Below are 25,691 nucleotides of genomic sequence, written 5' to 3'. Positions count from 1 at the left end.
ATAGACAGATGAACATTCAAAATCAGGCCATCGCGGCCATGCAACACCTTCAAGCGGCCTTTGCACCGTTCCAATGCATCACCACCCCGGCTTCGCGCAAGGGCGGTTTCAGCTTTACCGTGGTCGACGAGCGCGGTGTCGCCTGTCGCAGCGAGCGTCTCTATCCCGAGCAGTACAACGCTGCGGCCGGGCTGGAACGCGTCATCGAACGTACCCGTCGCGCCCTGGTGGCCTGAAGCGCCACACGAGTGCCGGACGCATCACGGTTTCCGTGATGCCCATGCCGGCAGCCTCCATCTGCGGTATGTTTGGCACAGCTTCGCGTAGGCGTGAGCCAAACAATGAATCCCAAGATGGAGGTCGCATGTCGCAAGTCGTATTCATCCGCCATGGCCAGTCGGCGTGGAACCTGGAAAACCGCTTCAGTGGCTGGGCGGATGTGGATCTGACCGAACAGGGGATCCGCGAGGCCCACGAGGGCGGTCAGGCGCTCAAGGACGCCGGCTTCCTCTTTGACGTGGCCCATGTCTCGGTGCTCAAGCGCGCCGTGCGGACCCTCTGGCACGTGCAGGAAGGCATGGACCAGATGTGGCTGCCGGTGGTGAGCGACTGGCGCCTCAATGAGCGTCACTATGGTGGCCTGACCGGCCTCAACAAGTCCGAGACCGCGGCCAAGTACGGCGAAGAGCAGGTACTGGTCTGGCGCCGCAGCTACGACGTCCCGCCGCCCGAGCAGAGTGTCGAGGAGCAGCAGGCGCTGGCCGCCGACCCGCGCTATGCCGGTCTGTCGCTGGATCAGGTGCCGCGCACCGAGTGCCTCAAGGATTGCGTCGAGCGCGTGCTGCCCTACTGGAACGAAGTCCTGGCCCCGGCCATCCGTAGTGGCCAGCGCGTGCTGGTGGTCGCCCATGGCAACTCCATGCGTGCCCTGATCAAGTACCTGGACAATATCTCCGACAGCGACATCGTCAGCCTCAACATCCCCAACGGCGTGCCGCTGGTGTACGAGTTCGACGAGAATCTCAAGCCCACCAAGCACTACTACCTGGCCGACCCGGACGAGGTCGCTGCCAAGATGGCCGCGGTGGCCAATCAGGGCAAGGCGAAGTAAGGCGTCTTCGTCCTGCTTCGATCGCGGCTATGGCCGCGATAGTCCGAAAACCCAGACCCGTAGCGTGGAAAACCGCTTGGCGTTTTTCACAAGCAGGGTCGCTGGTGAACGGTGGACAAAGGCTGGCGCCGATATCCACCGTACCTCAGGTGCGACCGTTCGGTCGTTGCACCACCCGGGCTTCACCCAGGACGCCTTCTTGCTGGGCGCCCTCGTCCTGCCCCGCCTGAATCTCTTCGTCGGCTTCCACGCCCCCATCGCCTGGCGTCTTCTCGCCCTTTTCCTTGCCTTCGTCGCTGTGGTGTTCGATCACCGCATTGATCTCCGCGCCGAACAGCAGCACCGCTGAAGACAGATAGAAGTACAGCAACAGCACGATGATGGCGCCGATGCTGCCGTAGGTGGCGTTGTAGTTGGCGAAGTTCTGCACATAGTAGCCAAAGCCCAGGGATGCCAGGATCCAGACCACCACCGCCAGCACCGAGCCGGGGGTGATGAAGCGGAAGCTCTGCTTCACGTCCGGGGTGACGTAGTAGAGCGCCGCCACGGCGATCATCAGCAGGGCCACCGCCAGCGGCCAGCGGATCAGCGCCCAAAGGGTCACCATGTAGTCCTCCAGCCCCACGTAGGCAGCTAGCCAGTTCATCACCTGGGGCCCTAGCACCATCAACGCCGCAGCGCTGAGCAGGATTCCGGCGAGGCCGATGGTGTGCAGCACCGACAGCGGAATGCGCTTCCAGGCCGGACGGCTTTCCACCACGTCATAGGCGCTGTTCATGGCGGTCATCAGCGAGCGGAAGCCACCGGACGCGGACCAGAGCGCGACGATGATACTGAAGGACAGCAGGCCGCCCTTCTGCGTCTGCAGCTGGTCGATGATGGGATTGACCGTATCCAGGGCGGTGGGCGGCAGCAGGTAGGCGGCCTGTTCGCGCAGGAAGGTGAAGAAGTCCGGCAGGTGCAGGAAGCCGATCAGGGCGATCAGGAACAGCAGGAAGGGAAACAGCGAAAACAGCATCTGGTAGGCCAGTGCCGCTGCATAGGTGGGCATGTCGTCGGCCACGAATTCCTGGACGGCACGCTTGATGACGGTGAACGGCGAAACGCCGCGCAGGCTGAAGGCAAACAAGGACATGACGGCTCCTGACGAACGTTCCTCACGAAGGATTCCTGGGGCGGACCTGCCCGGCCCGCACCCGGCGGCTTTGCAGATCCGCCCTACCTTCAGAGTGGCAGCAGCCGGGTTGGTTGCGCCCTGACGTCAGAAGCCGGAACCCGAGGCATCCCGGCAGGCGGCGATCTCGGCGGCCGTGGGCATCCTGAGTTCCTCTATCCCGCGGCTTTCATCGAAACGGATGAAGCCGGCGGCGGCGAATTCGCGCAGCCAGCCATCCATGGGCCACAGCCCCCAGCGCGCCTGGAAGCGCCGGGCGTTCTCCAGGATGCTGGCGAAATGATTGAGCGGTGGGTGATAGGTCGGATGGTACTGATGGAAAGCGCGCGCCTCGACCTGATAGACGGGCACCCCCGCCTCGCGGGCGCGAAAGGCGAAGTCGGTGTCTTCGCCGCCATAGCCGCGATAACCCTCGTCGAAGCCGCCGATGCGACCGAAGGTGGCGCGGGTACAGGCGAAGTTGAGCGACCAGAACAGCGGATGGGGAATCGCCTCGCCCGGTGGACGCTCCCGGTGCAGGGGATGGACAACACCGCTGGCGAGCAGCTCCTCCGGCGTCCAGTCGCCTTCCGCGATGCCAGCCGGCAGGTAGTGGACGAAGCCCTGGTGCAGGGCCTCGGGGCGCGCGGTCAGCGCCTGGCGATAGGCATCGAGCAATCCGGGCGCGGGGATGCAGTCCACGTCGAGAAACACCAGGTCCTCGCCTGGTGCGGCGGCTACGGCGGCATTGCGCGCGGCGGCCAGGGGCAGGATGCCGTCGCCTGCCACGCCAAGCACCTGAATCGGAAAGCCTGGGGTGTGCAGCGCACGCGGCGGCTCGTTCATCTGCACCACCACCAGGGCCGCCGGAGGCGTCGGTGCCAATTCCAGCCCACGGATGAGATTGGCCAGTTGCCGCTCGCGACCTTTGACCAGGGTCAGGACGATCATGCCAGCACCTCCTGGGCGACCTGCCGAATACAGGCAGCGGCGCGCTGGGCACCCGCGCCGTCGCTTACTGCCATCCAGCCCTCGGGATCGAGCTCGAGGGTCCTGGCCAGCAGTTCCGGCCAGGCGTCGTCGGCGGGCCAGCTTTCGCAGGTGATCGCCAGGCCCTGTGCGGCCAGCAGGCTTCCGGTGGACAGTTGCTCGTCGAAGGGCCGGGCATCCGGCAGACAGAGGAAACGACAGCGCAGGTCGGCCAGTTCCGCCACCAGGCTGTCACCCGCCGAGCCGATCACCAGCTCCGCGCGGGTCAGCCAGGGTGCGGGATCGGCGACGCTGCCCAGGAAGCTCAGATTGGCCGGCACCTCGGTCGCGTCGTCCAGCACCGGACCCAGTACCGTCCAGCGCCAGTCGGGACAGGCCCGGGCCGCCGCGACCAGCCGCGCGCGACCGAAGGCGGTGCCGCCATGGCCGGCGATGACGGTGACCGTGCCGGGCTCGCGGAGGCGGTCGGGTTGCGGCCCGGCATAGCGCGACAGGCTGCCGGCATAGCAGGTCTTGGCCCGCCAGGAAGCCGGGGTGGCAGGCTCTTCCAGGCATTGCGGATAGGGCGCCAGCAGGCGACTGGCACTGGCGTAGGCCAGTTCGTGGGCGGCATCGAAGCGACTGCCGCGCTGGCGCAGGTAGATTGTCGGCACGCCGCACAGCCGGGCCAGCAGGGCCACCTCCACCGAGACGTCGACCACCAGCAGGCAGGGCCAGGCGCGGCGGAACCAGTCCACCAGCAGGCCCATGCGCTCGCGCAACCCTGCCACGCCGAGCGGCGCATAGTGCAGGCAGGCGAAGGCTTCGCCTTCGACGCCAGGGGCCACGTCGGGCGGCAGCGGACAGAGCCGGACGTTGGGCAGCGCCACCTGCTCGGGCAGGCGACTGCCAAACAGGGTCAAAGGGCCGTCGAAAGCAGCGGCGATGGCCAGGGCGCGGGTCACGTGGCCGGCGCCATGATGGTGGGCGTAGTAACCGATGTTCAGCTCAGTCACGGGCGGTCTAGCCACGGGCCACCCGGCCGGCGGCGACATCGGCGAGCAGGCGCTCGTAGCGGTCGATCATCAGCCGGTGGCTCCACTGCGCCTCGGCCCGCGCCCGGCAGGCGTCACGGGACAGCGACAGGGCTTCGCGCAGGGCCGCCGCCAGGGCCGGCACATCGCCCGGCGGGGCCAGGGCACCGGTCTCGGTGGTGAGCAGTTCCGGCAGGGCACCGCGGGCAAAGGCGGCGACCGGCGTGCCGCAGGCCAGGGCCTCGGCGACGATCAGGCCGAAGGGTTCGTCCCAGCAGGGCGTGACCAGGCAGGCACGGGCCTGGGCGACTTCGACCGCCAGGGCGGTACGGTCCAGGTGACCGAGGTAGACGGCCTGCTCGCCCAGGCGCGGCGCGATCTCCTGGCGGAAATAGCGCTCGTCGGTGGCCTGGCCGGCCAGGCGCAGGGGTACGCCGGCCTCGCGCGCGGCATCCAGCGCCAGGTGCGGCCCCTTGTCCGGCACCAGGCGGCCGAACCAGAGGGCATGGTCGCCGATCGGCGTAGCGCGCGGGCGCCAGGCGTCGAGGTCGATGCCGTTGGGAATCACGTGGCAGGCCGGCGCCAGATGCGCCCAGTTGTCGGCATTGGCCTGGGAGACGGTGCAGTAGTGGCCGCCACCGCGCTTGTGCAATTCGCCGATGGCGTTGATCAGTTCGAAGAACGGCGGGGTGTGCAGCACCGTGAGCATGGGCGTGCGGATCAGCCCGGACATGGTCACCGGCACATAGTGCAGGGCATTGTTGAAGATGACGTCGAAGCCATGGCCATCGATGCGCTGCAGGCAGTCGAGATAGCCGTGGTGCTCGTCGAGGTACTCGGAGCTGAGCACGTTGCGCTTGCGCCGGCAGCCGTCCGCGCCGTAGTTGCCGTCGTCGAGGATGGGCACCACCTTCAGCTCCGGCGCCGAGGCCGAACTGGCGAACAGCGTCACCGCGTGGCCCCGTTCGCGCAGTTGCAGGGTGATGTCGTAGGTGAAGGCTTCGAGACCACCGGCGAAGGGCTGGCGTACCGGGTGTTTCACGTGGGTGAGAATGCCTATGCGCATGGAACCGTCCGCCTACTGTTGCCTGTCATCCCACCGTCCTTATCGCGAGCCGCTGGTTGATAGGAGTCTCAGCGACGGGAATTGGTTGTGCGCTTCGTCGTGAAAGCCGCGCGGCGGGCAAACCTCCGAAGCGGACCAGGGGTCAGCTTTCCTGGACCCGTATTCCCAGCAGACGACGGAGGTTTCCATGCGTTATGAATTGCACTACTGGCCCAGCATCCAGGGCCGCGGCGAATTCGTCCGCCTGGCGCTCGAAGAGGCCGGCGCACGCTATCTGGATGTCGGCAATGCCCCGGAGGACGAAGGTCTGGGCATACCCGCCATGGCGGACTACCTGCAAGGCCAGAAGACCCATCGGCCGCCCTTCGCCCCACCCTTTCTCAAGGCCGGCGACGAGGTCATCTCCCATGTCGCCAACATCCTCCAATTCCTCGGGCCACGGCTGGACCTGGTACCGGCCGATGAAGAATCCCGCTTCTGGGTCCACGGCCTGCAGCTGACCATCACCGACCTCACCGCCGAGGCCCACGACGTCCATCATCCGGTGGCCATCTCCCTGACCTACGAAGAGCAGCAGGACGAGGCCCGGCGGCGGGCCAAGGCCTTTGCCGGCGAGCGGATCCGTACCTACCTGAGCTATTTCGAGCGGGTGCTGGGCTTCAACCCGGCAGGCGACAGCTGGCTGGTGGGCGAGCGTCGCTCCTATGTCGACCTGTCGCTGTTCCAGGTGGTGGCCGGCCTGACCTACGCCTTCCCCAACGCCATGCGGCGGCTGGCGCCGGAGATACCGCGGGTGCTGGCCGTGGCCGAGCGGGTGGCCGCGCTACCCAACATCGCCGCCTACCTGGCCTCGCCACGCCGCCTGGCCTTCAGCGAGAACGGCATCTTCCGCCATTATCCAGAGCTGGATCCGGCCTGACCGGCAAAAGAAAAGGCCGCCCTGGGGCGGCCTTTTCCGTACAGCCTGGGCTCAGGCGCGGTCGATGGTGTTCTTGACCGCTTCCTTGCCCTTGCCGACGTTCTTTTGCAGTTTGCCTTCGGCTTCCTGAGCACGACCCTCGCCTTTCATGCGCGAGTTGTCGGTGGCATCGCCGACGCCTTGCTTGACCTTGCCGGCCACTTCTTTGGCGGTACCCTTGATCTTGTCGCTGGTGCTGCTCATATCAGTCTCCTTGGGATCGCACAGGCAGTGCGCTTGTAAAATCCGACTGCGGCTCTAACCGGGAGGTTTCGACCATTCGTCGCACAGCGCAGCGGCCAAAAGCATCAGGAAGCTTTGGGCAGCGGTTCCGGAAGCCTTTAGACTTCCTGCCCTTTTTCGTGAGCGACCACCCAGGCGCCTTTCCCGCCGGGAACGTTGCGCGGGGCCGCCTCTCCAATTTCCACACCCCTTCACCGGAGACTTCTGATGTCGCTGAGCCAATTCGACAACCTGCCGGGCGTGACCGCCCAGCCCGACGCCGCCACCCGCGAGTTCGTCTTCAACCACACCATGCTGCGGGTCAAGAACCTGGAGACCTCGCTGGACTTCTACACCCGCGTGCTGGGTTTCACCGTAGTCGATCACAAGGACTTCCCGGACGCCAAGTTCAGCCTGACCTTTCTTGCCCTGGTCGATCGCAACCAGGTACCGGAAGATCCGCAGGCCCGCCAGCACTGGCGCAAGTCCACCCCGGGCATTCTCGAACTGACCCACAACCACGGTACCGAAGACGATGCCGGCTTCAGCTACCACAATGGCAACAGCGATCCGCGCGGCTTCGGCCACACCTGCGTGGCGGTCCCGGACATCCGCGCCGCCTGCGAGCGCTTCGAGCAACTGGGCGTGGCCTTCCAGAAGCGCCTGACCGACGGCAGCATGAAGGAAATCGCCTTCATCAAGGACCCCGATGGTTACTGGGTCGAAGTCATCCAGTTCACCCCGCTGTCCTGATCCCTCCGGGCCCGGCGTCCGTCGGGCCCACCCTGCCTGTCCTTCTGAAGACATCCGACGACTTTTCGGCGCTTAACTGATACCGACTGGCTCCAGGCCATCGACGCCTGCTCATGCCTTTGGCGTACTGCTGGCGAAAAGCCTTACCAAAGTCGTATTGCGCACCCCAGCCAGCGACGTCGTCAGAGAGCCCAACATGAACAAAACAACAAGAATTCGTACCGGGATGTACAGCGTGCTCAGCCTGTTCGTCGCCTGCCTGCTGCTGGCTTGCCTGTATGGGTGGCTCAGCGCCCGGACCAGTGCCCAGCAGATCCGCGACCTGGATAGTCTGACCATGGAACAGCTGGACAAGGTCAACAACGCCGCCACCTGGATCAGCCGCGCCAGCGCCAACTCCCATACCGCCATGCTCGACCGGGTCAACGGCGATGCGGCCAAGGCCGAGAAAGGCGTGAAGCTGGCGCTGGAGCGGTTGGACATCGCCCGCAAGCTGATCACCGACATGCAGGCCAGCGTCAGCGATCCCAAGCTGAGCGGCCAGATCGAAGCCATGCTCAAGGCCTTCGACGCCTACAAGGTCATCGTCGAAGGACAGATCGCCGCCTGCCGGGCCGGCGACCTGCCCGGCTACATCCGTATCAGCGACGGGGCCAAGGGGGCCAGCACGGCCTTCGCCGACACCCGTCAGGCCTTCACCGACGAGATCACCGGCCGTATCGCGGCCACCCTCGCCGCCTCCGACAGTCGCGTGTCCCAGGCCCAGATCGGCAGCCTGCTGCTGGTCGGTCTGACCCTGCTGCTGGCAGTGCTCTCCGGCTGGTTCATCGCCCGCCGGGTGCTGGCCCCGCTCAACGAAGCCGGCGAGCACTTCGCCGCCATGAGCGAAGGCGATCTGACCCGCCGTATCGAGGTGCGCAGCCATGACGAGATCGGCCAGCTGTTCGCCGGCCTCGCCACCCTGCAGAGCCGCCAGCGCGACACCCTGGCCCAGCTCAATCGCACCGCCGAGCAACTCGACAGCGCCGCCCAGGAACTGGGCGAGGTGACGGCCCAGAGCAACCGCACCCTGAATCAGCAACAGCAGGAACTGGAACAGGCCGTGACGGCGGTGACCGAGATGACCACCGCCGTTGAGGAGGTGGCCCGCAATGCCGCCTCCACCTCGGATACCGCCCGCGAATCCGATCGCCTGGCCACCGGCAGTCGCGGCCAGGTGGCCCAGGTGCTCAGCGAATTGCAGAGCATGCAGACCACGGTCAACGAAAGCGAAACCGTGATCGCCAGCCTGGCGCAGCAGGCCAACCAGATCGGCAAGGTGCTGGACGTGATCCGCGCGGTCTCCGAGCAGACCAACCTGCTGGCGCTCAATGCCGCCATCGAGGCCGCACGCGCCGGCGACGCCGGCCGTGGCTTCGCCGTGGTGGCCGACGAGGTGCGCAGTCTGGCCCAGCGCACCCGCCAGTCGACCCTGGAGATCGAGCAGATGATCGGCAACATCCAGGCCGGCACCGGTCAGGCGGTGACCGCCATCCAGCGCAGCAACACCCTGGCCGGCACCACCCTGGAAACCACCGAGCGGACCGGCCAGAGCCTGGAGCACATCTTCGTCGCCATCGGCGACATCAACGAGCGCAACCTGGTCATCGCCAGCGCCGCCGAGGAACAGGCCCAGGTGGCGCGGGAGGTGGATCGCAACCTGATCAACATCCGCGAACTGGCGGGCGTGTCCAAGCGCGGCGCCGACCAGATCGAGACCTCCAGTCGCCAGCTGGTCGCACTGACCCGCGAGATCCACGGCCTGGCGGCGCGCTTCCGCGTCTGACCTGCCAGGCGACTACCCGGGAACAGGCGTCCCGGGGTAGCCGCGGCTTTACCCAACTTTACGTTTTCTTGGCATGACGTCGCCGCCGCTACAGGAGAAAATTGGCCCGGGCGCCAGGCGTGGCGCCCGTTCTCGCCACGGAGCTGCCTGACGTCATGACGACCTGCCCTACCCCGCGCGGCCCTCGCCTGAGGTGCCTGCTGCTGTCCTTTCTCGCCTCGCCCCTGGGTCTGCTGGTGGTGCTGACCGGCGTGCTGCAAGTGCTCGGCCCCGGCTAGGGCCGCAGCGTCCGGCCACCGAAGCGGCCGGAACCGCCTGGCTCACAGGCGGAAGCGCGTGACCAGGCCATTGAGGTCCACGGCCAGGCGCGACAGCTCGGCGCTGGCGGCGCTGGACTGCTCGGCACCCGCGGCGGTCTGGACCGACAACTCGCGGATGTTCACCAGGTTGCGATCCACTTCGCGGGCCACCTGGGCCTGCTCTTCCGCCGCGCTGGCGATCACCAGATTGCGCTCGTTGATGCCGCCGATGGCGCCATGGATGCGCTCCAGGGCATGGCCTGCGCCGCGCGCCACCTCCAGGGTCGATTGGGCCCGCTCGGTGCTGCTGCGCATGGCCGCCACCGCCTGCTCGGTGCCCTGCTGGATGGTGCCGATGGAGGTCTCGATCTCGCGGGTCGACTCCTGGGTGCGATGGGCCAGGGCCCGCACCTCGTCGGCCACCACGGCGAAGCCGCGACCCGCTTCACCGGCGCGCGCCGCCTCGATGGCGGCATTGAGCGCCAGCAGATTGGTCTGTTCGGCGACGCTGCGGATCACGTCGAGCACCTTGCCGATGTCGTTGACCTGTACCGCCAGATCGCCCACCAGGGTGGCACCGTGCTGGACGTCGTCGCTCATGGTGGCGATGGCGCCCACGGTTTCCTGCACCAGGTCGCGGCCGTCACGGGCCACGCCGGCCGATTCCTGGGAGGCCTGGGAGGTATTGACGGCATTGCGCGCCACCTCGTCCACAGCCGACGACATCTGGTTCACCGCGGTGGCGGCTTGTTCGATCTCGGCGTTCTGGCGTTGCAGGCCGCGACTGGATTCATCGGTCACGGCATTGAGTTCTTCCGCCGCCGAAGCGAGCTGGGTGGCCGAGCCAAGGATGCCCTGCAGGGTCTGGCGCAGCTGGCCCTGCATGGTTTTCATGGCCTGCAGCAGGCGCGCGGCCTCGTCGCGGCCTTCGCTGTGGATCTCCTGGCTGAGGTCGCCGGTGGCGATCACCTCGGCGGCCTGCACGGCGCGGGCGATGGGCTGGGTGATGCTGCGGATCAGCAGCCAGGCGAAGACCACGGTCAGCAGCGCAGTGGCCGCCAGCAGCAGCACCAGCCACTGGATGGCATGGCTATAGTCGGCAGCGGACTGGGCGTTGGCCGCGGCGGTCTGCTGATCCACCAGGTCGGTGAGTTGCTTGAGCACGCCATTGACCGCATCGGAGTTGGCCAGCAGGTCTTCGTTGAGCAGGCGGCGCAGGGGCTCCAGCTGATCGGCGGCGGAAAATGCCAGCATGCGCTGCTGCAGACCGTCGTACTGGGCGATCAACTGACCGTAGCGGCTGTAGGCGGTGCGCTCTTCGTCAGACTGGATCAGCGCCTCGTAGCGCTGCTGGGCGGCGCGCATCTGGCCATTGCGCTGCTGGAACAGCGCCTGGGTCTTGGCGATGATCTCCGGCTCGCGATTGAGCAGCAAGCGATAGGAAAGTACCCGCAGGCGCAGGGTCAGGGCGGTCAGCTCGTCGAGCGCGGCCACGCGCGGCATGGCGCGGTCTTCGATGGCCAGGCCCGAGGCGCGGATGTCGTTCATCTTGACCAGGGCGGTGCCGCCGAGCAGCAGCAGGAGCAGACCGATAAAGGCGAAACCAAGGGTGGCACGCCGCGCGATAGAGAGATTGCGAAAGGACATGGAGAGTTTCCGTTGAGCCTGGAAAGCACCCGCTATCGACCGCACCGTGCAAATCCTGAGGTCCGTTGTCGGACCGGATTTCTCCACCCCTGTCGAGCAAAGGCCGCAAACCCTTGTCCTATAGGGCATCGGAGCTATTGAAAGGCTGGCGAAAGGTCTAGGCTGCGGCACTGTGCCGCAGATCACAGGCCGGAGGCAAAGTGGGCGAAAGACGCTCGATTTCCCCCAGCGGCATTGCGTTCACATTTTTGCACATCTCTCGCAAGCCCCTGATCGCCAAGGAAATCTGTTCGGCTATCGCGATTCACGTTTTCTTCACGGGGAAAAGCACGATTCGGCGCCTATATTCCGGCTTCGTGCCGATAAAAGGTCTAAAAGCGCTGATCGTGCAGCGATAATGGCTGGATGATCTCAGTATAAGTTTGAAATATCTTCTGCGTTGTCCGTCACGAGCTATTGTTTCAGCGTGGATTAAGGTTGAGGTCACCAAGATGACCTGCCGGGTGCCAGGACGCTGCCCGGATACGCGATGGACCGCCAGACAATGAAGCCACCAGCACCCCCAGAGGGCCGGGGCGTATCGAGGCGATGCCAGGGGGCGTCTAGCCACTAACCAGCGCTTGCCGCTGCCATTGCGTACTTGAGAAGAGGTCAGAAACAGATGAGCGATAACACGGATACCTTCGGCGCACCCGACGAGGCCCTCCTGCAGCTGGTCGATGGTTTCAAGCGTTTCCGCCAGGATGTCTTTCCCGAACAGGAAGCGCTGTTCAAGAAACTCGCCAGTGCGCAGTCGCCCAAGGCCATGTTCATCACCTGCGCCGACTCGCGCATCGTCCCGGAACTGATCACCCAGAGTTCGCCAGGCGATCTGTTCGTAACCCGTAACGTCGGCAACGTGGTGCCCCCCTATGGCCAGATGAACGGCGGCGTCTCCACCGCCATCGAGTACGCGGTCGTGGCCCTGGGCGTGAAGCACATCATCATCTGCGGCCACTCCGACTGCGGCGCCATGAAAGCCGTGCTCAATCCCGATCCGCTGGAAAAGATGCCGACAGTAAAGGTCTGGCTGCGCCATGCCGAGGTCGCCCGTACCGTGGTCGAAGACCATGGCCATTGCGACTGCGGCCACGGCGGCACCCTGGGCTTTCTCACCGAGGAAAACGTGGTGGCCCAGCTGGTCCACCTGCGCACCCACCCCTCGGTAGCGTCGCGGCTGGCCAGCGGTCAGCTGCAGATTCACGGCTGGGTCTATTCCATCGAAACCAGCGAGATCAAGGCGTACGACGCCCAGCAGGAGCGCTTCCTGCCCCTGGATGGCGAAAACATGCCGGTCGCCACCCCGCGTCCGCGCCTGCAACCGGCCTGATCCACCGCGGCCAGCCGGTTCGCCGGCTGGCCGCCCCGAGACGGGTCGCTCGGCCCGTCTCCATAACAGCGCACTGCGCCGGACGATCCCACCTTGGGGCTCCATGGGGATCGCCCACCCTAGCCGCTAGCCGCCTGTATCCCGAACCGTGTCATATGACGTGATATGACACGCGGGCACCCTTTTTCCTAGTCGCTGGAGGACCAGGACCATGCTTGGCAATCAACAGACCCTGGGGCGCAACCTGTCGCGCGACGCCCTGGCCTCACTGGTAGTGTTTCTGGTCGCCCTGCCGCTGTGCATGGGGATCGCCATCGCCTCCGGCATGCCGCCGGCCAAGGGCATCATCACCGGCATCATCGGTGGCCTGGTGGTCGGCTTTCTCGCCGGCTCGCCGCTGCAGGTCAGCGGTCCGGCCGCCGGCCTGGTGGTGCTGGTGTTCGACCTGATCAACCGCCATGGCATCGAGGCGCTGGGTCCGGTACTGCTGCTCGCCGGCCTGCTGCAACTCATCGCCGGCTTCACCCGGCTGGGCGCCTGGTTCCGCGTCACCTCACCGGCGGTGGTCTACGGCATGCTCGCCGGCATCGGCATCCTCATCGTGCTCTCGCAGCTGCATGTGATGCTGGACGCCAAACCGGCGGCCTCGGGTCTTTCCAACCTGCTGGCCTTCCCGGGCGCCGCCCTCACCGCGGCGGGCCAGTGGAACGGCAGTGGCAGCGGCGCCCAGGCGGCGCTGATCGGGCTGCTGACCATCGCCAGCATGTGGCTGTGGGAGAAATTCCGCCCACAGACGCTGCGCTTCCTGCCCGGCGCCCTGATCGGCGTGACCCTAGCGACCCTGGCCAGTCTCTGGCTGGCGCTGGACATCCGCCGGGTGGAAGTGCCCAACAACCTGGCCGACGCCATCGACTGGGTGACCTTCGCCGACCTCGGCATGCTGGCCAACGCCGAACTGGTGGTGGCCGCCCTCGCCCTGGCCTTCATTGCCAGCGCCGAGACCCTGCTCTCGGCCGCCGCGGTGGACCGCATGCACAACGGACCGCGCTCGCACTTCGACCGCGAACTGGGTGCCCAGGGGATCGGTAATCTGCTCTGCGGCGCCGTCGGCGCGCTGCCCATGACCGGGGTCATCGTGCGCAGCTCGGCCAATGTCCAGGCCGGCGCCACCAGTCGCGCCTCCGCCATCCTGCATGGCCTCTGGCTACTGGCCTTCGTCGCCGCCCTGCCCTTCGTGCTCAAGCTGGTGCCGGTGGCGAGCCTGGCCGGCGTGCTGGTGTTCACCGGCGTCAAGCTGGCCGATCCCAAGTCGCTGACCGGGCTCAAGCGCTATGGCCGGACGCCCATGGTCATCTATGCCCTGACCGCCCTGATGATCGTCGCCACCGATCTGCTGACCGGGGTGCTGGTGGGCTTTGGCCTGTCGATCGCCTTCCTGGCGGTCAAGGCGGCCCAGCTCAAGGTCAGCCTGACCTATCGCGAAGACCAGCCGGACCAGGCCGATCTGCGCCTGGTGGGCGCCGCGACCTTCCTGCGCGTGCCCCAGCTGACCAAGGTGCTGGAGCAGGTCAAGCCGGGCACTACCCTGCACGTGCCCCTGGAGCGCGTCTCCTATATCGATCACGCCTGCATGGAGCTGCTGGAAGACTGGGGACGGACCCAGGCCAGCAATGGCATGCGCCTGGTGATCGAGCCCAAGGCACTGGAGCGGCGCCTGGAAGGCCAGGCACCGGCGGGTCAATCGGTCATGCCGACCCAGGCACCGGCCTGATCCGGGTGGCGGAGCAGCCAGGCGGCGCTCCGCCACGCTTCATCCAGCGCCAGGGTCCGCCGACGGAGGGCCGGACCGCCAGCGCGATCGCTGATCGCGATACTGGCTTGCCAGAGCCTCGCAGCGTCCCAGTGACATGCAAAGGCCACTCCATAAAGTGGACATTCTGTCCACAAAAAGCGCCTGAATTGACTGATAAATGCCCAAGTTGGCGTCGGTCATCCTACCAACGGCTAATAGTCTGCTAATTAACTTTCGCTCTTCTCGGGTTTGCCTTATAACGCTATCTGGTTCGACTTTTGTCGCACCAACGATCTTTGTGTCGGGCCACCCTCTATCTCGGGGGTAATCGCTTTGCCAGGAAAGCCATGCGACGCCCACACGGCTAAAAATGACCCCACGAGAGGTAGCTATGCGCAAGCCTGAATTGGCGACGGTGATCGCTGAAAAAGTCGGACTTCCAAAGGAACAGGCCAACGTCGTGCTCAACACGCTGTTGGACGAGATCGCGAATGCGCTGCACCGCAAGGACAGCGTTACCCTAGTCGGCTTCGGCACCTTCCTGCCGCGTCACCGCGGTGCCCGCATGGGGAAGAATCCCCAAACTGGCGAGCCGGTCAAGATTCGTGCGAGCAACACGGTGGCGTTCAAGCCCGGCAAGGCGCTGAAGGACAGCATCGAAGGCTGAACATGAGGCGGCACGGATCGCCGCTGCAGCCAAAAGGCATCGCCTCTGCGATGCCTTTTTTGTGTCCGCGTGGAGGACGCGGAGCGGGGTGATCAGCCGATGGCGATCATCTCGAAGTCGCCCTTGCCCACGCCGCAATCCGGGCACAGCCAATCCTCGGGCACATCCTCCCAGCGCGTCCCCGGCGCGATGCCGTCGTCCGGCCAGCCCAGGGCTTCGTCATAGATATAGCCGCACACGATGCACTGCCATTTCCGCATGTTCTGTTATCTCCCAACCGGCTTCAGGTAGCGCGAACGCTACGCGAAAGCCTGGCAAAGGCCAACCGTGCCGGAGCCCGACTGATACCCGGAGCGCCATGGTTGCGCCTGGCGACTGTCCACCCCCTATCTCCATCAGCTAGGCTGCGCCCATGAATTCCTCGTCAGCGCCCATGCCCTGGGCCATCTATTTCGCCGTGCTGGGCAGCGTCATCAGCGTCGGCCTGGCCATCGGCCTGTCGATGCCGCTGGTCTCGCTGCGGCTGGAGGGCTGGGGCTATGGCAGCTTCGCCATCGGCGTCATGGCCGCCTCGCCGGCCCTCGGCATCCTCACCGGCGCCAGCCTGGCCGGACGCCTGGCCGCGCGAGTCGGCACACCGCGGCTGATGCAGCTGTGCCTGGTGACGGGCGCCGCCTCGCTGATCCTGCTGTCGCTGCTGCCCAGCTATCTGCTGTGGCTGCTGCTGCGCCTGGCCCTGGGCGCCATCCTCACGCTGATCTTCGTGCTCGGTGAAAGCTGGATGAACCAGGTCATCACCGATCGCTGGCGCGGCCGCCTGGTGGCCCTCTATGGCAGCAGCTATGCCCTGAGCCAGCTGGCCGGCCCGCTGCTGCTGGGGGTGCTGGGTACCGAAGGCGACCAGGGCTTCTGGCTGGGCGCCCTGCTCATGCTCGGCGGCGCCACCCTGCTGCTCGGTCGCCGGGGTGCGCCAGCGGCCGGCGGCCATACCGCGGCTTGGCGGGCCCTGCTGGACTTCTGCCGCGGCGCTCCGGCCATCGCCTGGGCGGTGGCGCTGTTCGCCTGCTTCGAGGCGATGATCCTTACCCTACTGCCGGTCTATGCCCTCAACCAGGGCTTCGGCCAGCAGCTGGCCTTGTACATGGTCAGCGCCGTGGTGGTGGGCGATGCCCTGCTGCAACTGCCGCTGGGGCTGCTCGCCGACCGCCTCTCACGCCAGGGTCTGTTTCTCGGCTGCACCCTGGGCCTGCTGGCGGTCAGCCTGGCCCTGCCACTGCTGCTGCACACCCCGGGCGTCTGGCCGCTGCTGGTGCTGTTCGGCGCCACCGCGGGCGGTCTCTTCACCCTGGCGCTGATCCTGGTCGGCGAGCGCTATCGCGATGCCGAACTGGTCAGCGCCAATGCCTGCATCGCCCAGCTCTGGGGACTCGGCTGCCTGGTCGGTCCGCTGGTCACCGGCGCCGCCAGCCAGTGGCTCACCGGCCATGCCGTGCCGCTGCTGATGGCCTTCGGCGCCGCCGTGCTGCTGGTGATCGTCAGTCGCCGGGGCAGCGTGCCGGTTACAGCCGAGCAAGCAGCCTGACGAGCCCCATGAAAAACGCCGGCACTGGGCCGGCGTTTTTCATGTCAGGCAGTGTCAGGCGGCGCTCAGAACGCCGGCACCACGGCACCCTTGTACTTCTCTTCGATGAACTGCTTCACCGCCGGAGTGTTCAGCGCCTTGGCCAGCTTCTGCACGGCGTCGCTGTCCTTGTTGTCCGGGCGGGCGACCAGGATGTTGGCATAGGGCGATTCCTTGCCTTCCAGCAGCAGGGCGTCCTGGGTCGGGTTGAGCTTGGCTTCCAGGGCGTAGTTGGTGTTGATCAGCGCCAGGTCGACCTGGTTCAGCACGCGCGGCAGGGTCGCGGCCTCCAGCTCCTTGAACTTGAGCTGCTTGGGATTCTCGGCGATGTCCTTGGGCGTGGCGAGGATGTTGGCGCTGTCCTTGAGCTTGATCAGCCCGGCCTTCTCCAGCAGCAGCAGGGCGCGGCCGCCATTGGTGGCATCGCTGGGGATGGCCACGACGGCGCCTTCGCGGACTTCGTCGAGCTTCTTGATCTTCTGCGAGTAGATGCCGAAGGGCTCGACGTGCACCTGGGCGACGGTTACCAGATCGGTGCCACGGCTCTTGTTGAATTCGTCCAGGTAGGGCTGGTGCTGGAAGAAATTGGCGTCCAGGCGCTTCTGGGCGACCTGCAGGTTGGGCTGCACGTAGTCGGTGAAGACCTTGATCTGCAGGTCCACCCCTTCCTTGGCCAGCTGGGGTTTGACGAATTCGAGGATCTCGGCGTGGGGCACCGGGGTGGCGGCGACGCTGAGGGTCTCGGCGGCGTGGGCGGTCAGGCTGGCGGCCAGCAGGGCGGCGGTGGCGAGCAATTTCTTCATGGCAGTTTCCTAAAGCGGGGTGGAACCGTCGGCGCCTCTGCGGGCGTCGACGGCGGTGGAGCTGAGGCTCAGAAGGCGGGAACGACGGCGCCCTGGTACTTCTTCTCGATGAATTGCTTCACCTCGGGGGTGGTCAGGGCCTTGGCCAGCTTCTGGATGGCCGGGTCATTGGCCTTGTCGGCGCGGGTATAGAGCAGGTTGGCGTAGGGCGACTCGCCGCTCTCGATGAAGAGGGCGTCCTTGGTCGGCACCAGCTTGGCTTCCAGGGCGTAGTTGGCGTTGATCAGCGCCAGGTCGACCTGGTTCAGCACCCGCGGCAGGGTCGCGGCTTCCAGTTCCTTGAACTTGAGGTGCTTGGGATTCTCGACGACGTCACGCGGGGTGGCGGTGACGTTGCTCGGATCCTTCAGGGTGATCAGACCCTGCTTGGCGATCAGCAGCAGCGCACGACCGGAGTTGCTCGGATCGTTGGGGATGGCCACGGTAGCGCCGTCCTTGAGCTCCTTGATGTCCTTGATCTTCTGCGAGTAGGCACCGAAGGGCTCGACGTGCACCGCCACCACCGGCACCTGGTCGCTGCTCGGATTGCTCTTCTGGTAGCTGGCGTAATAGGGCTTGGTCTGGAAGTAGTTGGCATCCACCTGCTTCTGATCGGTCTGGCGATCGGGCTGGATGTAGTCGGTGAAGACCTTGATCTTGAGGTCCACACCTTCCTTGGCCAGCTGCGGCTTGATGAATTCCAGGATCTCCGCATGGGGAACCGGATTGACCGCGACGGTCAGGGTCTCGGCGGCCTGGGCGGCGGTGGCGACACCCAGGCCGAAGGCCAGGGACAGCAGGGTACGTTTCAGCGACATCGGGGATTTTCCTTGTGCAAAACCTTCGAGTGGATGAGGCCTGAATCAACGACGACTGAAATGGGCGACGAGGCGATCGCCGACCATCTGCAGTACCTGGACCAGCACCAGCAGCAAGAGCACCGTGACCACCATGACGTCGGTCTGGAAGCGCTGGTAGCCGAAACGGATGGCCAGATCGCCGAGGCCGCCGCCGCCGATCACCCCGGCCATGGCGGTGTAGGACACCAGAGCGATGGCGGTGACGGTGGTGGCCGCGATCAGCCCGGGCAGGGCCTCGGGCAACAGGGTGCGGGTGACGATCTGCCAGAGACTGGCGCCCATGGCCTGGGTCGCCTCGATGATGCCGCGGTCGACCTCGCGCAGGGCGGTCTCCACCAGCCGGGCAAAGAAGGGCGCGGCGCCCACCACCAGCGGCGGAATGGCGCCCTCGACGCCCAGGGAGGTACCGATCAGCCAGACCGTGATGGGGATCATCAGGATCAGCAGGATGATGAAGGGCACCGAGCGCAGCACGTTGACCACGAAGGAGAGGATGCCGTAGACCAGCGGCTGCTCCAGCAGCTGGCGGCGGCTGGTAAGGAACAGCAGCACGCCCAGCGGCAGGCCGAGGATCAGGGTGAAGAGCATGGACCAGCCAAGCATGGCCAGGGTGTCCTGGGTCGCCTGCCAGATCTCGGCCCAGTCGATGTTGCTGAAGAGTTCGTCCATCAGCGCAGGACCTCCACGGTGACGTCGGCGGCCTGGAAGCGAGCCAGGGCGGCGTCCAGGTCACCGCCCACCAGGGCGATGGTGAGCTGGCCATAGGGCTCGTCCCGGATGCGGTCGATGCGCCCGCCGAGAATGCTGTAGTCCACACCGGTCTCCCGGGCGACGTGGCCCAGCAGCGGTGCATAGGTGGCTTCGCCGCGGAAGGTCAGCCGCAGGATGCGGCCTTCGACATGGGCATAGGCGTCGGCCAGTTCGGTCTCGTCCTGATGCTCGGCCTCGAACACGAAGCGGCGGGTGGTGGGGTGCTGCGGGTGCAGGAAGACATCGGCGACGGTGCCCTGCTCCACCACGGCGCCGCCATCGAGCACGGCGACGCGATCGCAGACGCGGCGGATCACGTCCATCTCGTGGGTGATCAGCACGATGGTCAGACCCAGCTCGCGATTGAGTTCGGCGAGCAGTTGCAGCACCTGGGCGGTGGTCTGGGGATCGAGGGCGCTGGTGGCCTCGTCGCAGAGCAGGATCTTCGGCTCGGTGGCCAGGGCGCGGGCGATGCCGACGCGCTGCTTCTGACCGCCGGAGAGTTGCGCCGGGTACTTGCGCGCCTGGTCGGACAGGCCGACCCGCGCCAGCAGTTCCTCGACCCGCTGGGTGATCTGCGCCCGCGAGCGGCCGCCGGCCAGTTCCAGCGGCAGGGCCACGTTGGCCGCCACGGTCTTGGACGAAAGCAGGTTGAAGTGCTGGAAGATCATGCCGATGCGGCGGCGGAAATCGCGCAGCTCGGTCGAGCCCAGGGTGGTGACCTCGGCGCCATCGACCTGGAGGCGACCGCCACTGGGAGCTTCGAGGCGGTTGATCAGGCGCAGCAGGGTGCTCTTGCCGGCACCCGAATGGCCGATCAGGCCGAAGATCTCGCCGGCTTCGATCCTCAGGTCGACCGGCTGGAGCGCCGCGACCTCGCGACCGCGCGTGCGGTACGTCTTGTGGACAGCGTGGAATTCGATCAATGGAAAAACCTTGTGGGTATCGTCAGACAACAGGATGGTGATCCAGCCGCGCAGTTTAACGTGCGCGCTTATATCTGCTTAGCACTTGTTGTCGGGTATTACGCCAATAAAGGCATATGGCCAGCCAAGACCCTGGCCGAGCGCCAGGCGAACAGCCCGTCGCCTCGTCTCAGCCAAGCGGAACACCGGCTCTGGACCGCGAGTCACTAGAAGACTGCCTGAATTCGCCCCACATTCCGTAGGGGACGCAAAGAGCGCCCTCCAGGCGCCTGACGAGGACTTTCCATGGCTACGCCCCCCAAGAGTGAACTCGCCGGTACCGATACCCAGGATCGCCAGAACACCTCGAAGAAGATCGAGCAACTGGAGCAATTCCGTTCCGATGCCACCGGCCAGGCACTGCGTACCAATCACGGCGTGAAGATCGCCGACAACCAGAATTCGCTGCGCGCCGGCACCCGCGGACCTTCCCTGCTCGAAGACTTCATCATGCGGGAGAAGATCACCCACTTCGACCACGAGCGCATCCCGGAACGCATCGTCCATGCCCGTGGCACCGGTGCCTATGGCTACTTCCAGCCCTACCAGGACTGGTCCGACCTGACCAAGGCCGCCCTCTTCCGCGACCCCAACCACCAGACCCCGGTGTTCGTGCGCTTCTCCACCGTGCAGGGCCCGCGTGGCTCCGGTGACACCGTGCGCGACGTGCGCGGCTTCGCCATCAAGTTCTACACCGAGGAAGGCAACTGGGACATGGTCGGCAACAACATGCCGGTCTTCTTCATCCAGGACGCCATCAAGTTTCCCGACTTCGTCCATGCGGTGAAGCCCGAGCCGCACAACGAGATTCCCACCGGCGGCAGCGCCCACGACACCTTCTGGGACTTTGTCTCCCTGGTGCCGGAGTCGGCGCACATGGTGCTCTGGACCATGACCGACCGGGCCATCCCGGTGAACCTGCGCAGCATGCAGGGCTTCGGCATCCATACCTTCCGCATGATCAATACCGCGGGCAAGGGCGTCTTCGTCAAGATCCACCTGAAACCCGCCGGTGGCGTGCGCTCCCTGGTGTGGGACGAAGCCCAGAAACTGGCCGGCAAGGACACCGATGCCCACCGGCGCGACCTCTGGGAAGCCATCGAGGCCGGTGACTATCCCGAGTGGGAATTCGGTGTGCAGATCATCCCCGAGGAAGACGAGCACAAGTTCGACTGGGACATCCTCGACGCCACCAAGATCATTCCCGAGGAGCTGGTGCCCATCACGCCCCTGGGCAAGCTGGTGCTCAACCGCAACCCGGACAACTATTTCGCCGAGACCGAGCAGGTCGCCTTCTGCCCCGGCCACGTCGTGCCCGGCATCGATTTCAGCAACGACCCCCTGCTACAGGGTCGCCTGTTCTCCTACACCGACACCCAGATCAGCCGCCTCGGCGGACCGAACTTCCACGAGCTGCCGGTCAATCGCCCGGTGGTGCCGAATCACAACGGCCAGCGCGACGCCAAGTACCGCATGACCATCGACAAGGGTCGTGCCTCCTACGAGCCCAACTCCATCGATGGCGGCTGGCCCAAGGAGACGCCGCCGGCGCCCCAGGATGGCGGTTTCGAGAGCTATTACGAGCGTATCGATGGCCACAAGGTGCGCGAGCGCAGCGAGACCTTCGGCGACCACTTCTCCCAGGCCACGCTGTTCTACAACAGCCTGTCGGAAGCCGAACAGTCGCACGTCGCCGATGCCTACAGCTTCGAGTTGGGCAAGGTCGAGCGGATGTGGATCCGCGAGCGGCAGGTCAACGAGATCCTCGCCAACATCGATCTGGAACTGGCGCAGAAGGTCGCCAAGAAGATCGGCGTGACCCCGCCCACCGCGCCCACCGTACAGCCGCGCAAGGTGTCCATCGACAAGTCGCCGGCGCTGAGCCAGCTCAACCTGCTGTCTGGCAATATCAAGGGCTTCAAGGTGGCGGTACTGGTGGGTGACGGCGTCATCGCCAGCGAAGTGGCGGCCATCAAACAGGCGCTCAAGGCCGAAGGTGCCCATGTGAAGGTGCTCGGCCCCACCGCCGGCCCGGTCAAGGCGGCCGACGGCAGCGAAGTGGCCGTGGACGGTTCGGCCGAGGGCATGCCTTCGGTGGCGCTGGACGCGGTCTATGTGCCGGGCGGTGCCGAGAGCGTCAAGGCCATGCTCGACGACGGCGTGATCAAACACTACCTGCTGGAAGCCTACAAGCACCTCAAGGCCATCGCCCTCACCGGCGAAGCCGAACAGCTGCTCAAGGCGGTCTATCTGAGCCCCGACGAGGCGCTGCTCACCGGCGGCGACTTCAAGGCGGTGCAGCAGGACTTCTTCGCCGCCATCGCCAAGCACCGTTGCTGGGCGCGGATGCCGAAGATCAAGTCCATCCCGGCCTGATCACTCGGGCATAAAAAAGCCGACCGTCGCGAGACGGTCGGCTTTTTTCGTTTTGGGGCTATCGCGGCCCACCGATGGGGCCACGATGATTCCGTAGGTTGGGCTGAGACGGCTCCATCGTCGAAGCCCAACAGGCCGAGCCGTCAGCGCGCTTATTGTTGGGCTTCGCTGCGCTCAGCCCAACCTACGGCCATCCACTAGCTCGGTAAGCCACCGCTGCAACCGTGATGCCCCGTAGGTTGGGTTGAGACGGCTCCATCGTCGAAGCCCAACAGGCCGAGCCATCAGCGCGCTCTATTGTGGGCTTCGCTGCGCTCAGCCCAACCTACGGGTCCTGCGCGGGATCAACCCAGCACCAGCACCCCGTCCATTTCCACCTGGGAGCCCTTGGGCAGCGCGGCAACGCCGATGGCAGCGCGCGCCGGATACGGCTGCTGGAAGTAGCGGCCCATGATTTCGTTGACGGTGGCGAAATGCGAAAGGTCGATCAGGAAGATGTTCAGCTTGACGATATCGGCCAGGGAACCACCGGCGGCTTCGGCGACGGACTTGAGATTCTCGAACACCTGGACCACCTGGGCTTCGAAGCCGTCCACCAGCTCCATGCTGGTCGGGTTGAGCGGGATCTGCCCGGAGAGATAGACGGTGTCACCGACCTTGATCGCCTGGGAATAGGTGCCAATGGCGGCGGGCGCCTTGTCGGTGTGGATCACTTGCTTGCTCATGGGTCGCTCCTGTGCGGGAAAGGATCGATTCTGCAAGCCGGTGGCGACCTGCTGCAACCTCAGAACCTGTTCACGATCGTGCGAGCTAGAGGCAAACAAGGCGAAAATGCCTGAGGAAGCAGAGTTTACGAGGGGTAAATGAGCATTCCGAAGGCATTTTCAATGCCGTTTGGCCGACGCGCAGCAGATCGTGAGCAGGTTCTCAGCTGCGAACCCGAGTGATACCGGCCACGCCCTTGAGCGTGCGCAGCTTCTTGATCACCCGCGCCAGGTGCACGCGATCGCGCACGCTGACCACCAGCTGGACCACGCTGACCCGGCCGTCGCGCTCGTTCATGCCGATCTTCTCGACGTTGGCGTCCACCGCGGTGACGTTGTTGGCCAGCATGGCGATCAGGCCGCGCTGGTGCTCCAGCTGGACACGCAACTCGACGCTGAATTCGCCGGTGACGTCCTTGGCCCAGTTGAGCACGATGCATTTTTCACTGTTGTGTCGGAATTCGGCGATGTTCCGACAGTTTTCCAGGTGGATCACCATGCCCTTACCGGCCGAAAGGTGGCCGACGATGGGATCGCCCGGAATCGGCGTGCAGCACTTGGCGTAGCTGATCACCAGGCCTTCGGAGCCGCGGATGGCCAGCGGACCCTGCGGCGTGGTGCCGGGCTGCGGCTCCAGCGGCTCTTCCTGCTCGCTGCCGGACACCAGGCGCCGCGCCACCACGTAGGCCATGCGATTGCCCAGGCCGATCTCTTCGAGCAGGTCTTCCAGCACCACGCCCTTGTACTCGCCCAGCACCGAGAGGATGCGCATCGGCGAGATCTTCGACAGCTGGGTGCCAAAGCCCGACAGCGCCTTGTTCAGCAGGCGCTCGCCAAGGCTGATGGACTCGGAACGCCGCTGCTGCTTGAGCGCGTGGCGAATGTTGGTGCGCGCCTTGCCGGTGACCACGAAGTTGAGCCAGGCCGGATTGGGCCGGGCACCGGGCGCGGTGACGATCTCCACCGTCTCGCCGCTGCCCAGCGGCTGCGACAGCGGCGCCAGGCGGCGATTGATGCGGCAGGCGATGCAGCTGTTGCCCACGTCGGTGTGCACCGCATAGGCGAAGTCCACGGCCGTAGAGCCCTTGGGCAGCTCCATGATGCGACCCTTGGGGGTGAAGACGTAGACCTCGTCGGGGAAGAGGTCGATCTTCACGTTCTCGATGAATTCCAGGGAGTTGCCCGCGCGTTGCTGCAACTCGAGGATGCCCTTCACCCACTGGCGCGCGCGCAGGTGGCTGGCGCGCGGCTCGTCACCCCCGGCCTTGTACAGGCCATGGGCGGCGATGCCGTTGTTGGCCATCTCTTCCATCTCGCGGGTGCGGATCTGGATCTCGATGGGCACGCCGTGCATGCCGAACAGGGTGGTGTGCAGGGACTGGTAGCCGTTCGCCTTGGGGATGGCGATGTAGTCCTTGAAGCGCCCCGGGAACGGCTTGTAGAGGTTGTGGACCGCACCGAGTACCCGGTAGCAGGTGTCGACCTTGTCGACGATGATGCGGAAGCCGTAGACGTCCATGATCTCGTTGAACGACTTACGCTTGCCGCGCATCTTCTGGTAGATGCTGTGCAGGTGCTTTTCGCGGCCGACCACCTCGCCGTCCAGGCCGTCGCGGGCCAGGCAGTTGGCCAGGGATTCCTGGATCTTGCCGAGGATCTCACGGCGATTGCCCCGCGCGGTCTTGACCGCCCGCTGGATGCGTTCGGCGCGCATCGGGTGCATGGCGCGGAAGCCCAGGTCCTCGAATTCCACGTAGAAATCGTGCATGCCCAGCCGGTTGGCGATGGGCGCGTAGATTTCCAGGGTTTCCTTGGCGATGCGCCGACTCTTGTCCGGTGGCATGGCGTCCAGGGTGCGCATGTTGTGCAGCCGGTCGGCCAGCTTGACCAGGATGACGCGAATGTCCTTGGACATCGCCATGGTCATCTTCTGGAAGTTCTCCGCCTGGGCCTCGGCCTTGGTCTCGAACTTCATCTGGGTCAGCTTGCTGACCCCGTCCACCAGCTCCGCCACCGTTTCGCCGAACTGGGCGACCAGGGCTTCCTTGGCGATACCGGTGTCCTCGATCACGTCGTGCAGCATGGCCGCCATCAGGCTCTGATGGTCCATGTGCATGTCGGCGAGGATGTTGGCGACGGCCAGCGGATGGGTGACATAGGGCTCGCCGCTGCGACGGCGCTGCCCATCGTGAGCCTGCTCGGCGTAGTAGTAGGCCCGCCTGACCAGATTGACCTGGTCGGGGGTCAGGTAGTCCGCCAGACGCTCGGCCAGCAAATCGATGCCGGTCGGGCGGGCGTCACCATACGCAGGCTCGGCGGCCATGGCTTAGAGGGCCTCGCCGTCCGCTTCTTCGTTGACTTCGAAAGCGGCAAACAGCGGCTCTTCTTCGACGATGTCGTCCAGACGGATGACTTCCTCGTCGACCAGGCCTTCGGCGATCTCGCGCAGGGCGACGACGGTGGGCTTGTCATTGTCCCACGGTACCTTGGGCTCCTTGCCGCCGGTGGCCAGCTGGCGCGAGCGCTTGGTGGCGAGCATGACCAGCTCGAATCGGTTGTCTACGTTGTCCAGGCAGTCTTCGACAGTAACGCGGGCCATGGTCTTCCTCGTGGCGATGATGATCCCGGGAACGGGGGACCCGATAGTA

General features: G+C 65.6%; 25 protein-coding genes. 11 read left to right on the top strand and 14 right to left on the bottom strand.

The window, feature by feature from the left end:
• Positions 1–8 precede the first annotated feature (8 nt).
• Together AABM56_RS01035 and gpmA are read left to right on the top strand one after the other, a co-directional pair.
• Positions 9–236: a hypothetical protein gene (locus tag AABM56_RS01035; protein WP_059316634.1), complete on the top strand. Its 228-nt coding sequence runs from the start codon at positions 9–11 to the stop codon at positions 234–236.
• A 128-nt stretch (positions 237–364) separates the two neighbouring features.
• Positions 365–1,111: a 2,3-diphosphoglycerate-dependent phosphoglycerate mutase gene (gpmA, locus tag AABM56_RS01030; RefSeq protein ID WP_044341142.1), complete on the top strand. Its 747-nt coding sequence runs from the start codon at positions 365–367 to the stop codon at positions 1,109–1,111.
• A gap of 145 nt (positions 1,112–1,256) precedes the next feature.
• Here the strand turns inward: gpmA and AABM56_RS01025 are convergent, their stop codons facing one another.
• The 4 genes from AABM56_RS01025 to AABM56_RS01010 form a co-directional block, all read right to left on the bottom strand.
• A complete protein-coding gene (locus tag AABM56_RS01025; protein ID WP_347883793.1) occupies positions 1,257–2,246 on the bottom strand; it encodes a YihY/virulence factor BrkB family protein in 990 nt (329 codons plus the stop codon).
• A 126-nt stretch (positions 2,247–2,372) separates the two neighbouring features.
• Positions 2,373–3,215: a glycosyltransferase family 2 protein gene (locus AABM56_RS01020; RefSeq protein WP_133860385.1), complete on the bottom strand. Its 843-nt coding sequence runs from the start codon at positions 3,213–3,215 to the stop codon at positions 2,373–2,375.
• The gene (locus tag AABM56_RS01015) at positions 3,212–4,249 is read right to left on the bottom strand and encodes a hypothetical protein (protein WP_263259081.1); all 1,038 of its coding nucleotides are present in this window, start codon (positions 4,247–4,249) and stop codon (positions 3,212–3,214) included. Before AABM56_RS01015 ends, AABM56_RS01020 begins: the two co-directional genes overlap by 4 nt.
• A 7-nt stretch (positions 4,250–4,256) precedes the next feature.
• Positions 4,257–5,333 (bottom strand): glycosyltransferase, encoded by a 1,077-nt coding sequence (locus AABM56_RS01010; RefSeq protein WP_133860383.1) that lies wholly within the window; start codon positions 5,331–5,333, stop codon positions 4,257–4,259.
• 187 nt (positions 5,334–5,520) lie between these two features.
• Between AABM56_RS01010 and AABM56_RS01005 the strand changes: the two genes are divergently transcribed.
• The gene (locus AABM56_RS01005) at positions 5,521–6,252 is read left to right on the top strand and encodes a glutathione S-transferase (RefSeq protein ID WP_133860382.1); all 732 of its coding nucleotides are present in this window, start codon (positions 5,521–5,523) and stop codon (positions 6,250–6,252) included.
• A gap of 51 nt (positions 6,253–6,303) precedes the next feature.
• Here the strand turns inward: AABM56_RS01005 and AABM56_RS01000 are convergent, their stop codons facing one another.
• Positions 6,304–6,495, bottom strand: a complete 192-nt coding sequence (locus AABM56_RS01000) for a CsbD family protein (protein ID WP_026083651.1) — start codon at positions 6,493–6,495, stop codon at positions 6,304–6,306.
• A 246-nt stretch (positions 6,496–6,741) separates the two neighbouring features.
• On the opposite strand from AABM56_RS01000, the gene gloA reads away from it, so the two are divergent.
• The 3 genes from gloA to AABM56_RS00985 all read left to right on the top strand — a co-directional run bounded on the left by gloA (position 6,742) and on the right by AABM56_RS00985 (position 9,369).
• On the top strand, positions 6,742–7,266 hold the full coding sequence (gloA, locus tag AABM56_RS00995) for a lactoylglutathione lyase (protein ID WP_133860381.1): 525 nt from the start codon (positions 6,742–6,744) through the stop codon (positions 7,264–7,266).
• A gap of 196 nt (positions 7,267–7,462) precedes the next feature.
• Entirely contained in the window at positions 7,463–9,091 is a 1,629-nt protein-coding gene (locus tag AABM56_RS00990) for a methyl-accepting chemotaxis protein (protein ID WP_133860380.1), read from the top strand.
• Positions 9,092–9,246: 155 nt separating this feature from the next.
• Entirely contained in the window at positions 9,247–9,369 is a 123-nt protein-coding gene (locus AABM56_RS00985) for a hypothetical protein (RefSeq protein WP_263259659.1), read from the top strand.
• A gap of 42 nt (positions 9,370–9,411) precedes the next feature.
• On the opposite strand, the gene AABM56_RS00980 is transcribed toward AABM56_RS00985, so the two are convergent.
• Positions 9,412–11,037, bottom strand: a complete 1,626-nt coding sequence (locus AABM56_RS00980; protein ID WP_133860379.1) for a methyl-accepting chemotaxis protein — start codon at positions 11,035–11,037, stop codon at positions 9,412–9,414.
• Between the two features lie 661 nt (positions 11,038–11,698).
• On the opposite strand from AABM56_RS00980, the gene AABM56_RS00975 reads away from it, so the two are divergent.
• From AABM56_RS00975 to AABM56_RS00965, 3 genes are all read left to right on the top strand, one after another.
• The gene (locus tag AABM56_RS00975; RefSeq protein WP_133860378.1) at positions 11,699–12,406 is read left to right on the top strand and encodes a carbonic anhydrase; all 708 of its coding nucleotides are present in this window, start codon (positions 11,699–11,701) and stop codon (positions 12,404–12,406) included.
• Positions 12,407–12,617: 211 nt separating this feature from the next.
• Positions 12,618–14,177 carry a SulP family inorganic anion transporter gene (locus AABM56_RS00970; protein ID WP_263259657.1) on the top strand — a complete coding sequence of 520 codons (1,560 nt, stop codon included), beginning with the start codon at positions 12,618–12,620 and terminating at the stop codon, positions 14,175–14,177.
• A 412-nt stretch (positions 14,178–14,589) separates the two neighbouring features.
• The gene (locus tag AABM56_RS00965) at positions 14,590–14,865 is read left to right on the top strand and encodes an HU family DNA-binding protein (protein WP_017639309.1); all 276 of its coding nucleotides are present in this window, start codon (positions 14,590–14,592) and stop codon (positions 14,863–14,865) included.
• A 92-nt stretch (positions 14,866–14,957) separates the two neighbouring features.
• On the opposite strand, the gene AABM56_RS00960 is transcribed toward AABM56_RS00965, so the two are convergent.
• Positions 14,958–15,125: a rubredoxin gene (locus AABM56_RS00960; RefSeq protein WP_007161456.1), complete on the bottom strand. Its 168-nt coding sequence runs from the start codon at positions 15,123–15,125 to the stop codon at positions 14,958–14,960.
• Between the two features lie 173 nt (positions 15,126–15,298).
• Between AABM56_RS00960 and AABM56_RS00955 the strand changes: the two genes are divergently transcribed.
• The gene (locus tag AABM56_RS00955; RefSeq protein ID WP_133860602.1) at positions 15,299–16,447 is read left to right on the top strand and encodes an MFS transporter; all 1,149 of its coding nucleotides are present in this window, start codon (positions 15,299–15,301) and stop codon (positions 16,445–16,447) included.
• Positions 16,448–16,512: 65 nt separating this feature from the next.
• Here the strand turns inward: AABM56_RS00955 and AABM56_RS00950 are convergent, their stop codons facing one another.
• The 4 genes from AABM56_RS00950 to AABM56_RS00935 all read right to left on the bottom strand — a co-directional run bounded on the left by AABM56_RS00950 (position 16,513) and on the right by AABM56_RS00935 (position 19,864).
• The gene (locus tag AABM56_RS00950; RefSeq protein WP_068384577.1) at positions 16,513–17,289 is read right to left on the bottom strand and encodes a MetQ/NlpA family ABC transporter substrate-binding protein; all 777 of its coding nucleotides are present in this window, start codon (positions 17,287–17,289) and stop codon (positions 16,513–16,515) included.
• Positions 17,290–17,357: 68 nt separating this feature from the next.
• Complete coding sequence (locus tag AABM56_RS00945; RefSeq protein ID WP_068384575.1) at positions 17,358–18,146, bottom strand: MetQ/NlpA family ABC transporter substrate-binding protein; 789 nt, start codon at positions 18,144–18,146, stop codon at positions 17,358–17,360.
• Positions 18,147–18,191: 45 nt separating this feature from the next.
• A complete protein-coding gene (locus AABM56_RS00940; protein ID WP_017639302.1) occupies positions 18,192–18,857 on the bottom strand; it encodes a methionine ABC transporter permease in 666 nt (221 codons plus the stop codon).
• Positions 18,857–19,864, bottom strand: coding sequence for a methionine ABC transporter ATP-binding protein (locus tag AABM56_RS00935; RefSeq protein WP_133860376.1), 1,008 nt, complete (start codon positions 19,862–19,864; stop codon positions 18,857–18,859). The genes AABM56_RS00940 and AABM56_RS00935 overlap by 1 nt, the downstream gene beginning before the upstream one ends.
• Before the next feature lie 285 nt (positions 19,865–20,149).
• Between AABM56_RS00935 and katE the strand changes: the two genes are divergently transcribed.
• Complete coding sequence (katE, locus tag AABM56_RS00930) at positions 20,150–22,279, top strand: catalase HPII (RefSeq protein WP_133860375.1); 2,130 nt, start codon at positions 20,150–20,152, stop codon at positions 22,277–22,279.
• A 344-nt stretch (positions 22,280–22,623) separates the two neighbouring features.
• On the opposite strand, the gene AABM56_RS00925 is transcribed toward katE, so the two are convergent.
• From AABM56_RS00925 to rpoZ, 3 genes are all read right to left on the bottom strand, one after another.
• On the bottom strand, positions 22,624–23,004 hold the full coding sequence (locus AABM56_RS00925) for a RidA family protein (protein ID WP_064307739.1): 381 nt from the start codon (positions 23,002–23,004) through the stop codon (positions 22,624–22,626).
• Between the two features lie 202 nt (positions 23,005–23,206).
• Positions 23,207–25,366, bottom strand: coding sequence for a bifunctional GTP diphosphokinase/guanosine-3',5'-bis pyrophosphate 3'-pyrophosphohydrolase (gene spoT / locus AABM56_RS00920; RefSeq protein ID WP_133860374.1), 2,160 nt, complete (start codon positions 25,364–25,366; stop codon positions 23,207–23,209).
• A 3-nt stretch (positions 25,367–25,369) separates the two neighbouring features.
• The gene (rpoZ, locus tag AABM56_RS00915; protein WP_007161465.1) at positions 25,370–25,642 is read right to left on the bottom strand and encodes a DNA-directed RNA polymerase subunit omega; all 273 of its coding nucleotides are present in this window, start codon (positions 25,640–25,642) and stop codon (positions 25,370–25,372) included.
• Between the last annotated feature and the right edge of the window lie 49 nt (positions 25,643–25,691).

The organism is Pseudomonas aestiva, assembly GCF_039908605.1.
Taxonomy (GTDB): Bacteria; Pseudomonadota; Gammaproteobacteria; order Pseudomonadales; family Pseudomonadaceae; genus Chryseomonas; species Chryseomonas aestiva.
This window is presented reverse-complemented; position numbering and strand designations above follow the sequence as displayed.

Coding starts and splice junctions, on each gene's coding strand:
- AABM56_RS01035 (WP_059316634.1), top strand. CDS start 9: ATGAACATTCAAAATCAGGCCATCGCGGCCATGCAACACCTTCAAGCG.
- gpmA (WP_044341142.1), top strand. CDS start 365: ATGTCGCAAGTCGTATTCATCCGCCATGGCCAGTCGGCGTGGAACCTG.
- AABM56_RS01025 (WP_347883793.1), bottom strand. CDS start 2,246: ATGTCCTTGTTTGCCTTCAGCCTGCGCGGCGTTTCGCCGTTCACCGTC.
- AABM56_RS01020 (WP_133860385.1), bottom strand. CDS start 3,215: ATGATCGTCCTGACCCTGGTCAAAGGTCGCGAGCGGCAACTGGCCAAT.
- AABM56_RS01010 (WP_133860383.1), bottom strand. CDS start 5,333: ATGCGCATAGGCATTCTCACCCACGTGAAACACCCGGTACGCCAGCCC.
- AABM56_RS01005 (WP_133860382.1), top strand. CDS start 5,521: ATGCGTTATGAATTGCACTACTGGCCCAGCATCCAGGGCCGCGGCGAA.
- AABM56_RS01000 (WP_026083651.1), bottom strand. CDS start 6,495: ATGAGCAGCACCAGCGACAAGATCAAGGGTACCGCCAAAGAAGTGGCC.
- gloA (WP_133860381.1), top strand. CDS start 6,742: ATGTCGCTGAGCCAATTCGACAACCTGCCGGGCGTGACCGCCCAGCCC.
- AABM56_RS00990 (WP_133860380.1), top strand. CDS start 7,463: ATGAACAAAACAACAAGAATTCGTACCGGGATGTACAGCGTGCTCAGC.
- AABM56_RS00985 (WP_263259659.1), top strand. CDS start 9,247: ATGACGACCTGCCCTACCCCGCGCGGCCCTCGCCTGAGGTGCCTGCTG.
- AABM56_RS00980 (WP_133860379.1), bottom strand. CDS start 11,037: ATGTCCTTTCGCAATCTCTCTATCGCGCGGCGTGCCACCCTTGGTTTC.
- AABM56_RS00975 (WP_133860378.1), top strand. CDS start 11,699: ATGAGCGATAACACGGATACCTTCGGCGCACCCGACGAGGCCCTCCTG.
- AABM56_RS00970 (WP_263259657.1), top strand. CDS start 12,618: ATGCTTGGCAATCAACAGACCCTGGGGCGCAACCTGTCGCGCGACGCC.
- AABM56_RS00965 (WP_017639309.1), top strand. CDS start 14,590: ATGCGCAAGCCTGAATTGGCGACGGTGATCGCTGAAAAAGTCGGACTT.
- AABM56_RS00960 (WP_007161456.1), bottom strand. CDS start 15,125: ATGCGGAAATGGCAGTGCATCGTGTGCGGCTATATCTATGACGAAGCC.
- AABM56_RS00955 (WP_133860602.1), top strand. CDS start 15,299: ATGCCCTGGGCCATCTATTTCGCCGTGCTGGGCAGCGTCATCAGCGTC.
- AABM56_RS00950 (WP_068384577.1), bottom strand. CDS start 17,289: ATGAAGAAATTGCTCGCCACCGCCGCCCTGCTGGCCGCCAGCCTGACC.
- AABM56_RS00945 (WP_068384575.1), bottom strand. CDS start 18,146: ATGTCGCTGAAACGTACCCTGCTGTCCCTGGCCTTCGGCCTGGGTGTC.
- AABM56_RS00940 (WP_017639302.1), bottom strand. CDS start 18,857: ATGGACGAACTCTTCAGCAACATCGACTGGGCCGAGATCTGGCAGGCG.
- katE (WP_133860375.1), top strand. CDS start 20,150: ATGGCTACGCCCCCCAAGAGTGAACTCGCCGGTACCGATACCCAGGAT.
- AABM56_RS00925 (WP_064307739.1), bottom strand. CDS start 23,004: ATGAGCAAGCAAGTGATCCACACCGACAAGGCGCCCGCCGCCATTGGC.
- spoT (WP_133860374.1), bottom strand. CDS start 25,366: ATGGCCGCCGAGCCTGCGTATGGTGACGCCCGCCCGACCGGCATCGAT.
- rpoZ (WP_007161465.1), bottom strand. CDS start 25,642: ATGGCCCGCGTTACTGTCGAAGACTGCCTGGACAACGTAGACAACCGA.